Origin of the sequence: Chitinophaga parva, from assembly GCF_003071345.1 — a bacterium.
In the GTDB taxonomy this organism is placed as follows: domain Bacteria; phylum Bacteroidota; class Bacteroidia; order Chitinophagales; family Chitinophagaceae; genus Chitinophaga; species Chitinophaga parva.
The window spans coordinates 1,781,902-1,795,448 of sequence record NZ_QCYK01000001.1 but is presented as its reverse complement, the minus strand read 5'-3'; the positions used below and the strand labels follow the sequence as shown (position 1 = coordinate 1,795,448).

The window sequence follows — 13,547 nt, the reverse complement described above, 5'->3', positions numbered from 1 at the left end:
TTAAAAGTGCAACCTTACAGAAGAAAACGGTATAGTCAGAAGTAAACAGTTGCTGGAGCGGCCATATAGTAAAAAGGGCAGTATGCTAAACGAAAAGGATACAGAATTAAAAAATGAAAGGCCTCCTTACATAAACCCAATATGCTTAATAAGGTAAATACCCTTACATAAAACAAACATTCTTACCATAAAAAAAGCAGGCCCTGGCAAAAATGCCGGGCCTGCTGCTATACTTGTTCGAATAATAATTACTGTACGTTGGTACGTTTGTCCCAGAACATCTGCTGTCCCCAGAAGTTGTCCTTCACTTTAGCCAGGAAGGGCGCCAGGTTTGCACCATTCAGCGTATTTTCCTTGGTAGTGTAAGGATAACGGAAAGGCGGACGGGTATGGCCGGTGTAGGCAGAGCCCGGAGCAGCCGGCAGCAAAGGAATATCGGTGCGGCGCTCTTCCGCCCAGGCCTCGTGACCATCTTTAAACAGGGCTACCCATTTCTGCATGTGGATGTCTGCTTCTGTTTTGTAAGGATTAAGGGTCAGGAAGGCTTGTGCATCCCCGGTTGTCAGACCATTTTCTGTCATGGATGCGCTCACAGCAGCATCATAGGCAGCGGCAGCACCCATGGGTACTGTCCAGCCCTTGGCAGCAGCTTCTGCTTCAATGAACAGTACTTCTGACCAGCGCTGCAGCGGCGTGAAGCCGGACGGGTTTTCGCGGAAGCGAGCACCAATGCGGGAGAAGCGGCCAATGTTAGGCAAAGAACCTGCCGGGCCGATGGGAGCACCTGTGTAGGCGCCATCTGTGGCGGCCGGCTGGGCATATACTTCCAGGCGGGGATCGCTGGTAGATTTCAGCTGGTTGATCAGCACGTCGGAAACCGCATGGTCATCACGACCCTGATAATCATCATACCAGGGCTCAAAGTAAGGGTCGGAACCGGGCCATACAATGAACGCGTTGTCATCGTTGCCTGCAAATACCGGATAGTCTGTAGGATTAGCGAAAATGCTTTCAATGATGGGCTTTGCTTTTTCCGGGGCGGCATTTGCCATACGGATCGCTACTCTCAGGCGCAGGGAGTTGCAGAATTTCTGCCATTTCTCCACTTTACCATTGTACAGCAGGTCGCCATCACCCAGGTCATCTGTACCGCCTGATTTGAACAGGTCGGCTGCCATCTGCAGGTGGGCGGTCAGCGTGTCATACAGCGCTTCCTGGGTATCGTAGGCGGGGGCGATGAAACCACCGGAGCCTTTGATAGCCTGTGTCCAGGGCACATCCCGCCAGGTATCGGTAACGATCTGCAATACCAGGGATTGCAGGGTGAGGGCAGCGGCCTTCATGTTGGGCGTTGCACTACCATTGTCGATCACGCCCTGCAGGTCATGCAGGATGCGGTAATCATACGTCCAGTCGTTCTCTACGGTACCGGTACGGAAACTGTAGCGGGCCTCGTCGATGTACTGGATCTTGGCCAGGTGACCTGCGTAGGTTTCCGGCTCGTTCATGTTAGCCCATACATCGTAGATGTTGGCGCCCACATTCTGGATCGCGTTTGCCAGCACGTTAGTGGCAGGAGCGTCCGTAGGACTGTTCGGGTTTGTATTTATGCTTTCAAACTTTTTCGTGCAGGACATTATGGATACCGCCATCAGACCTGTTGCGAAAAGAGCAATTTTTTTATTGCGTTTCATAAACCGAGTTTCTTTTTTTAGAACTAAAATCTCTTTCAATCAATCGACTTAGAAAGTCACGCCCAGACGCACACCCAGGCTTCTGTTAGACGGGATCTGGTATTGTTCAATACCCAGACCGGTGTTGCCGGCGCCCATGCCTGTTTCAGGATCGATGTGCGCTTTGTTGCTCTTGTCTGTGTACATCAGCCACAGGTTTCTGCCCACGAGGGAGATGTTAGCAGCTTTCAGCCAGTTAACACGGTCCAGCACTTTGGCAGGCAGGCTATAGCCGAGGGTCAGTTCGCGGAACTTGATATAGCTACCGTCGATGATCGCAGATTCAGCACCACCGTAAGTGTTGTGGAAGTAGTCCTCGGGGTTTACACGGATATCGTTGGCAACCAGTTTGCCATCTTTCATGTAGCCCACTTTCTGGCCCTGCAGTACGTCTTTACCTACGATCATACCGTTCTTACGGATATCGCCGGCAGCAGTGTAAGCCAGTACACCGGTGTAACCGCTGAACCAGTCGGTTACGCTCCAGATGTCGCCACCTTTACGGAAGTCGATCAGGAAGCTCAGGTTGAAGTTCTTATAAGAGAAGCTGTTGCTGATACCACCTACCCAATCAGGAGTGATGTTACCAATGATCTTTACACCAGGAGTGAACTGGGGCAGACCGGTGCTCGGATCCACCAGGATAGTGTTCGTAGCGGAATCACGTTTGAAGCCAATACCGCGGATGGCACCAAAAGCCTGACCGGGAACAGCGTCCACGGTAGCTTTCCAGGCAGAGGTCAGCGTGAGTGCTTTCAGCTCCTGGCCAGTGGTGGGGCTTTTATACAGGTCAATAACCTTGCTGGTGTTCTTAGCCCAGTTGATGTTCATATCCCAGTTGAAGCCACCCGGCGTGCGCAGCAGGCCGAGGGACAGCTGGATTTCAACGCCTTTGTTGCTGATGTTACCGGCATTGATCGCCATTTTATCATAACCGGTGGAGCCGGGTACGTCTACGTTTACGATCTGGTTGTAAGAACGTTTTTCATAGTAGGTAGCATCCAGTGCCAGGCGGTCTTTCAGGAAGCGCAGTTCCAGACCGGCTTCTTTACTTTTTGCCTGTTCAGGTTTCAGGTTGGCATTGGGAATAGTGCGGTTTTCATGGTAAAGCACCACGCCTTTATAGGGAGTTTCAGCCGTGAAGGTGGGCTCCAGCTGGTAAGTAGAACCGTCTTTACCTACCTGTGCCCAGCTGGCGCGCAGTTTACCGTAGGTGAATACGTCGCTGTGTATTTTCAAAGCGTCTGTGAATACCCAGCCCAAGCTTACAGAGGGATAGAAGTAAGACCAGTTAGTGCTGGGCAGCGTGGAAGACCAGTCGTTACGGCCGGTAACGTCCACGAACAACCAGTTCTTAAAGCCCAGTGAAGCCTGTCCGTACACGCTGTTAGAGCGGCCGGTGTAGGTTTGCATCACAGTAACCGGTGTACCCTTTACGTTCTGGATAGTGAACAGGTTGGGAACGGTCAGTTGGTTTGCAGCAAATTCTTCGTTCTGGTCTTTGTAGTTGCGGTAGTTGGCACCTGCGGTATAGCTCAGGGAGAAGTCAGCGCCCAGTTTACCATTACCGGTCAGGAATACGTCGGCGTTCAGCTCATTGTGGTACAGGGTCCACTGGGAGAAGCTACCACCGCTCCAGGAGCCAGGTCCCTGCAGGGTTGCATTGGACTTGTTCCAGTAGTTACGTTTACGGTTCTCGTAAGAGATATCTTCACCCACGCGGCCGGTCAGGTTCAACCAGTTGCTGAAGCTGTAGCTCATATTCACGTTACCGAAGATGCGGTCACGCTGGCGGGGGTTCAGGTTTTTGTATACGTTGAAGTAAGGGTTATCGTGGTAGTTGCTGTTCCAGTTATAAGGATAACCGTTTTCAAACTCCGTGTTCCAGTTCTTCTTCAGGTCCTTCACATCTACCTGGCGGCCAAACCAGCTGCCGATAGATTCCATTACGTTATTGGTGGTATAACCGTCACCTGCCAGGTTCTTATTTTCTGTACGCACATAGTTCACGATCACGTTAGCGGTCAGCTTATCGGTGAGGTGGCTCAGGCTGTTCAGGTTTACGGTGTAGCGGGTCTGGTCCGTGTTGGGAATAGTACCGGTCTGGCGTTGGTTGCTCAGTGCCAGGCGGGTTTCATTCTTATCGGTAGTGGAGGTCAGCGCCACGCTGTTGTCCAGGGTATGACCGGTTACAAAGAAGTCGTTGAAGGTGTTCGGGTGGGAGATCCAGGGAGTAGCCTGGCGTACACCGTTGGTTACCGGGCTATTGTACTGGGGCAGTTTCAGGCCTGCATCCAGGCGGGGGCCCCAGCTTTCGTCCGCACCATCATTCACACCGTTACCATTACCATCCAGGTAAGAGAAGCTCTGGGTCTGGGCGTAGTCCTGGTAAGAACCGGTATTGCCGTCGTTCAGCCATTGCTGGTACTGGTATTCACCACCACCATAACCCTGGCCGTATTGGTTCTGCATTTTAGGCAGGATGTAGGGCTTTTCAAAAGTGAAGCCACCGTTGTATTGCACACCAATGCCTTTGCCTTTGCGTTTGCCGGATTTGGTAGTGATCAGGATCACACCGTTCATACCGCGGGAACCATACAATGCCGCAGCGTTTGCACCTTTCAGTACAGATACGCTTTCAATATTGTTAGGATCAATATCAGACATAGCGTTACCGTAGTCCACGCTACCCATGGCGGTTACGTCATTGGAGGCGTTGTTTACAGGCACACCGTCAATTACGAACAGGGGCTGGTTTTCAGACAGGGAGTTGTTACCTCTCAATACGATACGGGAAGAGGCGCCTACCGCACCGCTGGAAGCAGTTACCTGCACACCGGCTATGCGGCCGGACAGTGTATTTACAACGTTCTGTTCCGTGGTTTTGGAAAGCTCATCACCCTTTACTTCCTGGATAGCGTAACCCAGTGCTTTTTTCTCACGTTTGATGTTCAAAGCGGTTACTACTACTTCATCGAGGTTTTTGTTGTCGGGTGTTACTGTGATCTGCAGGTTATCAGAAGTGGCGGTCACCGCTACTTCTTTGGGAAGATAACCCACGCTGCGGATTACCAGCACAGCATTTCCTTTTACATTGATCTTAAAGTTACCTTCCTGGTCGGCAGCGGTGCCGGTGTTGGTACCTTTAATCTGGATGGTAGCCAGCGGTACAGCGGCTCCATCACTTCCGACGATCTTACCGGTGACAGCATGTTGCTGAGCAAATGCCATACTCACGGTCATCATCAGCATTCCTAAAAAGAGTAAGGCTCTTTTCATAAAACGATCTAGATTTTAGTTGAGAAAGATTGAGAGAAAGTAGATAAATGTTGTTGCAATGTCGATCTGGCTCAGGCATAGGAATACCTATCTCACGGGTACTTTGATACCCGTAAATACATAAATGCGAACAAGCCGTGCTTACTTTGGCACAGAACTGAATCGATTTTTTGTTAAATAGGAATACACGCCGTGGTGCCCTGCTTGTGTTTTAACATAGAGAATTAAGATTTTGGTCGATAATATCTTCAAACCGCGGCATGGCGGTGCGCAGTTGTCAGGCTAAACAAAAATTAAGTGCTAAATGCTGTTTGTTAGTTTACACTTTCCCTGATACTAAACTTTGTTGACAAACACAGGTAACTGCCGAGATACGTGGCGGCCATATCTCAACTAGAGATTTGCAGTGATGCTTGTTGCGTTGCCAGGTTCTTCTGTTTTGTTGTTGTTGATCGAGTCGGAATTTCGCTTTGTTGATCCAGCCAAAATACAGGCAAATAAATCATTTCGAGAGCTTCCTAGATTTTGGTACTGCTTGCAAGATATAAAAAAACATTGTCCCACCAAATAAAAATTAACACCAGGTTAACATTAATTTATTTTAAATATATATAACCGATAAAACACACGCCGGAAGAAGGGTGTTTTGCTTCAACTGCACCACTGGAGGACTTCCGGGCCTGTTACCAATGATACTCCAATTGTACCTGCACCGCTGTTTTATGCGCACCCGTTATTTGATCCCACCCGCTGCCTGTTTGCACAACATCCCTGTAACGTGCCTGCCGCATGCGGCACCAGCAGGTGATATGACGGGTCTTGCAGCGCACCTGCACATACCAGCTATAGCCATGCCCGTACAACTGTGCAATATCATAACTATACAACATACTGGTTTCATTGATGTATAAACGCGCATCATCGTTGCTCGTTCCAAAGAGGGTAAAGCGGCCTGTAAGCGTGAACCACTTCCACTGGCGGGAGGCTTCTTCATAGCACATCCAGCCGTGGGCCTGCTCCCCACCCTGCCGGTATGCAGCCGTTTGCACCCGTGCGCGCAGGGTCAATACCTTACTGCACGCCACCTGCCCCTGGCACCGCCATCCGCTCTCCGTTACCGGCAATACGGTATGCAATCCTTCCTCCCCTGCCGCGGCATTGCGCCCATGCACCTTACTATGATATCCCATATAAATACTGTGCTGCTTCGAGAGCATGTATAACGCATTCGCCTGTACGTCGTGCCCACCGGAAGGCGCATCTACCCGGTACTTCAGCCAGGGAAAACGGAAGCTGTCAAAGTAGGCGTTCAGGGTGAGTGGTTTTAACAGCCTCCAGGTAATGGCGCTGTAAAAACCACTTTCGTTGGCAGGCCTGAATGATTCGCCTATGGCATTGGCATAAAGACTTTGATAGGCCTTATCGTAATGACGGTACACGAGGGCCAGGTCTATGGCAGGTGCCACGGCGGCCAGCATACCATGCAGCATGGCCAGGTGATGATTGTCACTCATGGCGGTTTCTCCAAAGAAGTGCAGGTTGCGCCAGTTGCCGCTGTAGTCTATGCTGGCGTTGCCAAGCGCCTGTCCTGAAAATTCAAATTGATTATACGGGTGAAAGGTCTTTTGCAAGGGCTGTGAAAGGTGCTGGTAGAGCACATTCAGGCCCCATTGCCAGCTATGGTAGTGCAGGCTTACATTACCGCCCGCCGTATGCTGCTGCACCGTGCCCCGCTGCGCCAGTTCCGTTTCCGACCGGTGGTAACCACTGGCACCCAGGGCTGAAATATAAGAACCATCCAGGGTGTCCGGTACAGCTGTGGCATCCAGCTTCCTGGCAGCAGCAAACCCGGTATATCGCCAGTTGCCTGCACGCAGGGTCACGGCGGCACCCCGGTAAAAATAGATCTCTCCTGCCGATGCGTAGGGCCGCAGCAGATCTCCCTGGCGTTCCATGTTCATCACACCCGCACTCTTGCCAAAGGCCTGCGCCTGCCAGTTTACAAGCCCCTGGCCCATGTTCACTGTGTAGTCGCCCAGGATCAATGCTGCCAGGGCGCCTTTGTTGCGGATGGCCGCATGCATGCTGTAGAAATCAAAGCCTTGCTTTTCATGCCCGCGGAACCATTCTTCCCCCGCATCCTTCTGCATCACCACGCCGTAGCTGGCATAGCCCGGGTAATTATAACGGTAGCGGAGTTGTAGCCCGTCGGGACTGCCCAGGTAGTGGGGCGCCGTACTGTCTGTACGCTGGTAGCCACGTGCTGTCTCCAGCGTGCGGCTGTACCGGGCCATGACGCGGGAGTCACCATGGGAAAAACGGTCCTTCCAGCCAGGCTGCGGATCAAGGCCGGCAGCTACCTGGACAAAGGGCAACAGGCGCATGATCGTGGCGGCATCAAAACCTGGCACGGCCTGTAATTCATAGATGCTGATGAAGGCGCCCAGGGTATCGCGGTAACGCACCAGGGAGGCTATCTGCACGGGTGTGAGCACGCCCAGGGTAGCCAGGTCTGTGGCGGTGGCTTTATTGAGCGACAGGGGCCGGTGCCGGAAGGCTTCCTGGTCCTGCCACTGACCATCGTCCTGCGCATTGGTTTCCGTGCGGGCACTTTCATCTTCCAGCTGGGTTTCCGTGATGTAGGGTTGTGATCCGGGTTGCTGCGCATGGGCCAGGATGCTGCACACGAAGCATACAAAAAGAAGTAAGCAGTGTTTCATGATGTTTTTTTTGGAGGGAAAAGGAGCAGGAGATATTTCATGTAGCATGATTGCCGTTTTTGGGGAAAAGGAACAGGAGATGTTTCATGTAGCATGATTGCCGTTTTTGGGGAAAAGGAGCAGGAGATATTTCATGTAGCATGATTGCCGTTTTGGAGGGAAAAGGAGCAGGAGATGTTTCATGTAGCATGATTGCCTTTTTTGGGGGAAACAGGTTGCTGGGGGAAGTGTTGTGCAGTTGTTACTGCCCCTTCTCCGTACCTTTCCAGATCACCGCTGCGCCGGGTGTAATGCCCAGTTGCGGATGATAGCTCCCGGCCAGGTCTACGCGCAGGTGGCCCAGGCGGAAGGACACGCCGGCAAAGTTGTACTGCGCCTGGGTAGCTACGCCGGCCTGCAGGGCAAACTGTTTGACCAGTACATACTCACAAAGCACGCGTGTGAGCAGGGGCCGGCCGGCTTGCATGGTGGCAGCGGCACTTACGTAAAACTGGCTGCCAGCGTAGCCTGCGCCCAGCGTGTACAAACTATTGAGCTGCTCCTCCCCCAGCTTGGCCAGGCGCCGCTGCACAGGGTTGAACACATCCATACCCACGCATACACGGGAAGTTACTTTCCAGAGCAGGCCCCCGTTAAATGTGGTCACTGCCGCACGCCCGTAACCGGCGATATACTTTTCAAAGTAATCTGCCTGCAGCCCGATATCCACGCGGCTTCCCAGGGACCGGCCGTAGCCAAGGCCCAGCGCCTGCTCATGGTAATCGCCAAAGCCCAGGCGTTGCACATTCAGCCCAAAGGCCCCTGGCCCTGCCGGCAGCGCCAGGGCCGCCACGCAGGCATTAGTGGCCTTCAGCGTAAACCGCCGCTCCATGTAAGTGCCGGCCGTAAAAGCACCCTGCTCCGCCAGCGCCGCAGGGTGTTGCAGCGTGGTAAATGCCTGTTGAAAAGCATGACTGTAAACGCCCAGCCCGGGATCTTTACCAACGGGCCATACAGACTGTGCGCACAGGGGTACGTGCAGCATTACACAAACAACAGTTAACAAGTGTTTCATGCCAGATCACAATAAAGGGTTACAAAATCCGAGGTTTCCAAAACCGATGGAAGGGTTAACCTTTGCTTCTCATGCGGACCTGCAATTACCACATTGTTAGGATGTCGAATGTTTATAAATTGTTAACGGGGAAATATTTTTTTTAAGGGCACAAAAAAGCCCGGGATGTTACACCCGGGCTTTATTATCGTATTAAAACCGCCTAGAACAGGCCATGGATCTGGGATTCTATCCTGGAAATGATCTCTCCCAGGTCCTCTTCCTTCTCGGCAAATTTGTTCTTGTCAATGTCGACGATCAGCAACGGACCTTCCTTGTACTTATCGATCCAGTTGTTATAATATTCGTTCAGGCGCTTCAGGTAGTCCAGGCGGATGTTCTCTTCGTACTCACGGCCACGCTTCTGGATCTGCGCCACCAGGGTGGGCACGGAAGCCTGCAGGTAAATGAGCAGGTCCGGCGGTTTCACCATGGACTTCAGCGTTTCAAAGAAATTGAAGTAGTTATCAAAATCACGCTTGGTCATCAGGCCCATCTCGTACAGGTTGGGCGCAAAGATGTGCGCATCTTCATAGATCGTGCGGTCCTGGATCACGATGTCTTTCCCGTTCTGGATGTCCAGCAGCTGGCGCAGACGGCTGTTCAGGAAATAGATCTGCAGGTTGAAAGACCAGCGGGGCATGTCCTCGTAAAAATCATTCAGGTAAGGATTATGCTCCACATCCTCAAACTGCGGCTCCCACTTGTAATGCTTGGACAGCATGGAGGTGAGGGTCGTTTTCCCGGCGCCAATATTGCCGGCTACTGCTATATGTTTGATCTTCGCCTGTTTTGCCATTTCGGTTCTGTACTAACGGATACGGATATACGTAACGGTCAGGGTTTTAGTAATAGTTAATGCCGATCAGTTTGCGAACCTCCACCAGGGTAGCAGAGGCGCTGGCACGGGCCTTTTCAGCACCTGCCCTCATGATCTTGTTAAGATACACTTTATCTTTTTGCAATTCCAGCGTTTTTTCGCGGATAGGGCCAATGAATGCCACCATATCTTCCGCCAGTTGCTTCTTCATATCGCCGTAACGGATGGTACCCGCGTTGAAGTCTTCGCGGAACTTAGCCACGGTAGCTGCATGGCCCACAAGGCTCATAAGCTGGAAGAGGTTCGCCACAGATTCGGGCATTTCACCCCCTGCAGCACTGTCGCTCTTGGCCTTCATCACTTTCTTGCGGATCAGGTCATCGTCATCTGCCAGGTACAGGGTGGCCATCTGGTTCTCGCTCTTGCTCATCTTACCCGCACCATCCAGGCTGGGTATGCGCACCAGGTTATCCCCATAGTTGAAAGCCTGTGGTCCCGGGAAGAAGTCTGCACCATAACGCGTGTTGAAACGGTGTGCAAAATTGCGGGCCATTTCCAGGTGTTGCTCCTGGTCCTTGCCCACCGGCACTTTGGTGGCACGGTGCACCAGGATGTCTGATGCCATGAGCACGGGATAAGTCAGCAATCCTGCATTTACATTATCCGGGTTAAGCCTTACCTTTTCCTTGAACGTAGGCACTTTCTCCAGTTCACCTTTATAAGCAAGGGTATTGAGCAGCATGTATAGTTCTGCAATTTCAGGCACATCGCTCTGTGCAAACAGCGCTACTTTTTCCGGGTCCAGGCCGGCGGCAACATTTTCTGCCACCATGCGCAATACGTTGCCTGCAAGGTCTTTCGGGTCCGGGTGCGTGGTGAGGGAATGCCAGTCTGCAATGAAGAAATAACAGTTAAACTCATCCTGCATCCGCACATAATTGCGGATCGCCCCGAAATAATTACCGAGGTGCAAAAAACCAGTGGAACGGATACCACTGACCACAATTTCTTTTTCTGTTGCCATAATCGGGTTGCAAGGTAAGAAAAATAGCTTTGCACCCGCCCCGCTTTTGCAGGGCCAGGCCCGGCTACATGATGCATTTAGCCACTGGTCGCGGATATCCCGCAGGCCATCCGCTATTTTATTTACCTTTGGCCAACAATTCTTATATTTAATTAACTTTTTATTTATGGAAGTAAACGATGCACTGGTACAGCAGCTGGCCACTCTTTCCCGCCTGGAGTTCAGCCCGGAGGAAAGTACCGCCATCCAGCAGGACCTGCAACGCATGATCACCTTTGTAGAAAAACTCAGCACACTCGATACCACTGGCGTAGCACCCCTCCTCCATATGACGGAAGATGCGAATGTACTGCGGGAAGACAAAGTAGTTCCCTCCATCAGCCGTGAAACTGCACTGCAGAATGCACCGGCGGCCAACGATCAATATTTCAAAGTACCCAAAGTAATCAAGAAATAACACATGGCTCCTGCTGTTATCCACCTGGAAGATATCCGGAAAAGCTATATCACCGGCAAACAAGCCCTGCCCGTGCTCAAAGGCGTATCCCTGGAGATCCGTAAGAATGAATACGTAGCCCTCATGGGCCCCTCCGGTTCCGGCAAATCCACGCTGATGAACATACTTGGATGCCTGGACACGCCCACCGGCGGACGTTACGTGCTGAGTGGACAGGATGTGAGCCAGATGGAAGAAAATGACCTTGCCACCGTACGTAATAAGCAGATCGGCTTCGTGTTCCAGCAGTTCAACCTCATGCCCCGCCTTACCGCGTGGGAAAATGTAGCCGTACCCCTTATCTACGCCGGCATAGCCCTGCCGGAAAGAAAGGAGCGCGCCATGGCCATGCTGGAAAAAGTAGGCCTGTCCGAACGCGCCAAACACAAGCCCAACGAGCTTTCCGGTGGCCAATCGCAACGCGTGGCCATCGCCCGCGCCCTCATTAATAACCCTTCCCTGATCCTGGCAGACGAACCTACGGGTAACCTGGATACCAAGACCTCCATCGAGATCATGGACATCTTTGGCAGCCTGCAGGCCACCGGCAATACGGTGGTACTGGTAACACACGAAGAAGACATTGCCGCCCACGCCCACCGCGTAGTGCGCCTGCGCGACGGCGTGATCGAGTCTGACCGGGTCAATGAAAGGATCATCGTTTAAAACCTGCTCTCCACATGGCATTTAAGATCTACACCAAAACCGGCGACAAGGGCAAAACCGCCCTCATAGGCGGCACCCGGGTGTCCAAAAGCCATGTCCGCATAGACGCCTATGGCACCGTGGACGAACTCAATTCCTTCCTTGGCCTGGTGATCGACTACCAGACCAGCCCCGCCATTAAGGACCTGGTGCAGACCATCCAGGACCGCCTTTTTGTAGTAGGCGCCGCCCTGGCCTGCGACCCGGAAAAGGAAAAGAAAATGAGCATTCCTGACCTGCATGCAGCAGACATTGAGCAGCTGGAAAAGGCCATCGATGAAATGAATGAAGTACTGCCGCCCATGAAATACTTCATCCTCCCGGGCGGGCATGTGGCCATCTCCACCTGCCACCTGGCCCGTACCGTATGCCGCCGCGCAGAGCGCCTGTGCGTGGCACTCCAGGAAGAAGGACAGGAACTGGTGCCGGAAATACTGCAATACCTGAACCGTCTCAGCGATTATCTTTTTGTGCTGGCACGCTACACCGGCTTACAGCTGGGTGTTGCAGAAATTCCATGGAGGCCCAGGAAAGCAAACGAGGAATAAACGATACGACCACGCATAAAAAAACGCGCAAAGGCCATCCCCCTTGCGCGTTTCGCTTTGTATGCACCGGCAGCTTTACGGGCGGGCTGAGAGGATCTCGTCTACGATCTTACCATCTTTCATGACCAGTTGGCGGTCACTGAGCGGGGCCAGTTCTTCATTGTGGGTCACGATCACAAAGGTCTGGCTAAACTGGTCGCGCAGGGTGAAGAACAGTTGGTGCAGTTCCCTTGCATTCTGCGAGTCCAGGTTGCCCGTGGGCTCATCCGCCATCACGATGGCCGGGGTGTTGATGAGGGCGCGGGCCACTGCCACGCGCTGCTGCTCCCCGCCGGAAAGGGCATTGGGCTTGTGGTCATAGCGCTGGGAAAGCCCCAGGGTATCCAACAGGAAAGCAGCCCGTTCCCGGACCGCCTTGCGCGAAACGCCGGCGATAAAACCGGGGATGCACACGTTTTCCAGCGCGGTAAACTCCGGCAGCAGGTGGTGGAACTGGAAGATGAAGCCAATGTTCCGGTTGCGAAAATCCGCCAGGGACCGGCCCTTCAGCCGGGTTACCTCCTGGCCCATCAGGCTTATCTGCCCGGTGGTAGGGGTATCCAGGGTACCCAGTAAATGCAGCAATGTACTTTTCCCTGCGCCTGAAGAGCCGACAATAGTAACGATTTCCCCCTTATTCACTTGGATATCAACACCTTTCAGTACAGGCAGGTTGGAATAATTTTTGGTTAAATTGCGGGCTATAAGCATATCTGGAAAAGTAATTGACCGTTAAAATACTAGATGTTGTTTATTTGAAATTAAATAATACTTTTGCGAAAATTTAAAAAGTAAAACTTTTGATAACATGTACTGGACACTTGAATTAGCTTCATACCTGGAGGACGCTCCCTGGCCAGCTACGAAGGACGAACTTATTGATTATGCCATCCGCTCCGGTGCGCCCATCGAAGTTATCGAAAACCTGCAGGAGCTGGAGGATGAAGGCGAGATCTACGAAGGCATTGAAGACATCTGGTCTGACTATCCTTCCCAGGACGACTTCTTCTTTAACGAAGATGAGTATTGATGAACCTTAAGCAAAGACGGTTTTGGTATCCCCACCATTACACCCCTATGCGAAAAAAAT

The 13,547-nt window shown here is 52.2% G+C and carries 11 protein-coding genes; 4 read left to right on the top strand and 7 right to left on the bottom strand.

The window, feature by feature from the left end; genetic code table 11:
* Nucleotides 1-248: 248 nt before the first annotated feature.
* The 6 genes from DCC81_RS07580 to trpS all read right to left on the bottom strand — a co-directional run bounded on the left by DCC81_RS07580 (nt 249) and on the right by trpS (nt 10,669).
* A complete protein-coding gene (locus DCC81_RS07580) occupies nt 249-1,637 on the bottom strand; it encodes a SusD/RagB family nutrient-binding outer membrane lipoprotein (RefSeq protein WP_165806474.1) in 1,389 nt (462 codons plus the stop codon).
* 105 nt (nt 1,638-1,742) lie between these two features.
* Entirely contained in the window at nt 1,743-5,012 is a 3,270-nt protein-coding gene (locus DCC81_RS07575; RefSeq protein WP_108685948.1) for a SusC/RagA family TonB-linked outer membrane protein, read from the bottom strand.
* A gap of 683 nt (nt 5,013-5,695) precedes the next feature.
* The gene (locus DCC81_RS07570; protein ID WP_165806473.1) at nt 5,696-7,732 is read right to left on the bottom strand and encodes a ComEA family DNA-binding protein; all 2,037 of its coding nucleotides are present in this window, start codon (nt 7,730-7,732) and stop codon (nt 5,696-5,698) included.
* Between the two features lie 241 nt (nt 7,733-7,973).
* Entirely contained in the window at nt 7,974-8,786 is an 813-nt protein-coding gene (locus DCC81_RS07565; RefSeq protein ID WP_133177593.1) for a hypothetical protein, read from the bottom strand.
* Nucleotides 8,787-8,988: 202 nt separating this feature from the next.
* Entirely contained in the window at nt 8,989-9,624 is a 636-nt protein-coding gene (locus tag DCC81_RS07560) for a deoxynucleoside kinase (protein WP_108685945.1), read from the bottom strand.
* Nucleotides 9,625-9,670: 46 nt separating this feature from the next.
* Entirely contained in the window at nt 9,671-10,669 is a 999-nt protein-coding gene (gene trpS / locus DCC81_RS07555) for a tryptophan--tRNA ligase (RefSeq protein WP_108685944.1), read from the bottom strand.
* A 166-nt stretch (nt 10,670-10,835) separates the two neighbouring features.
* On the opposite strand from trpS, the gene gatC reads away from it, so the two are divergent.
* The 3 genes from gatC to DCC81_RS07540 are packed head-to-tail and all read left to right on the top strand — an operon-like array spanning nt 10,836 to nt 12,418.
* Entirely contained in the window at nt 10,836-11,126 is a 291-nt protein-coding gene (gene gatC / locus DCC81_RS07550) for an Asp-tRNA(Asn)/Glu-tRNA(Gln) amidotransferase subunit GatC (RefSeq protein ID WP_108685943.1), read from the top strand.
* A gap of 3 nt (nt 11,127-11,129) precedes the next feature.
* On the top strand, nt 11,130-11,831 hold the full coding sequence (locus DCC81_RS07545) for an ABC transporter ATP-binding protein (RefSeq protein WP_108685942.1): 702 nt from the start codon (nt 11,130-11,132) through the stop codon (nt 11,829-11,831).
* Between the two features lie 14 nt (nt 11,832-11,845).
* Nucleotides 11,846-12,418, top strand: coding sequence for a cob(I)yrinic acid a,c-diamide adenosyltransferase (locus DCC81_RS07540; protein ID WP_108685941.1), 573 nt, complete (start codon nt 11,846-11,848; stop codon nt 12,416-12,418).
* A gap of 75 nt (nt 12,419-12,493) precedes the next feature.
* On the opposite strand, the gene DCC81_RS07535 is transcribed toward DCC81_RS07540, so the two are convergent.
* Nucleotides 12,494-13,168: an ABC transporter ATP-binding protein gene (locus tag DCC81_RS07535; protein ID WP_108685940.1), complete on the bottom strand. Its 675-nt coding sequence runs from the start codon at nt 13,166-13,168 to the stop codon at nt 12,494-12,496.
* Nucleotides 13,169-13,265: 97 nt separating this feature from the next.
* On the opposite strand from DCC81_RS07535, the gene DCC81_RS07530 reads away from it, so the two are divergent.
* The gene (locus DCC81_RS07530; RefSeq protein ID WP_012794455.1) at nt 13,266-13,487 is read left to right on the top strand and encodes a DUF2795 domain-containing protein; all 222 of its coding nucleotides are present in this window, start codon (nt 13,266-13,268) and stop codon (nt 13,485-13,487) included.
* Nucleotides 13,488-13,547: the final 60 nt, after the last annotated feature.

Coding starts and splice junctions, on each gene's coding strand:
- DCC81_RS07560 (WP_108685945.1), bottom strand. CDS start 9,624: ATGGCAAAACAGGCGAAGATCAAACATATAGCAGTAGCCGGCAATATT.
- DCC81_RS07540 (WP_108685941.1), top strand. CDS start 11,846: ATGGCATTTAAGATCTACACCAAAACCGGCGACAAGGGCAAAACCGCC.
- trpS (WP_108685944.1), bottom strand. CDS start 10,669: ATGGCAACAGAAAAAGAAATTGTGGTCAGTGGTATCCGTTCCACTGGT.
- DCC81_RS07530 (WP_012794455.1), top strand. CDS start 13,266: ATGTACTGGACACTTGAATTAGCTTCATACCTGGAGGACGCTCCCTGG.
- DCC81_RS07575 (WP_108685948.1), bottom strand. CDS start 5,012: ATGAAAAGAGCCTTACTCTTTTTAGGAATGCTGATGATGACCGTGAGT.
- DCC81_RS07565 (WP_133177593.1), bottom strand. CDS start 8,786: ATGAAACACTTGTTAACTGTTGTTTGTGTAATGCTGCACGTACCCCTG.
- DCC81_RS07580 (WP_165806474.1), bottom strand. CDS start 1,637: ATGTCCTGCACGAAAAAGTTTGAAAGCATAAATACAAACCCGAACAGT.
- DCC81_RS07545 (WP_108685942.1), top strand. CDS start 11,130: ATGGCTCCTGCTGTTATCCACCTGGAAGATATCCGGAAAAGCTATATC.
- DCC81_RS07535 (WP_108685940.1), bottom strand. CDS start 13,168: ATGCTTATAGCCCGCAATTTAACCAAAAATTATTCCAACCTGCCTGTA.
- gatC (WP_108685943.1), top strand. CDS start 10,836: ATGGAAGTAAACGATGCACTGGTACAGCAGCTGGCCACTCTTTCCCGC.
- DCC81_RS07570 (WP_165806473.1), bottom strand. CDS start 7,732: ATGAAACACTGCTTACTTCTTTTTGTATGCTTCGTGTGCAGCATCCTG.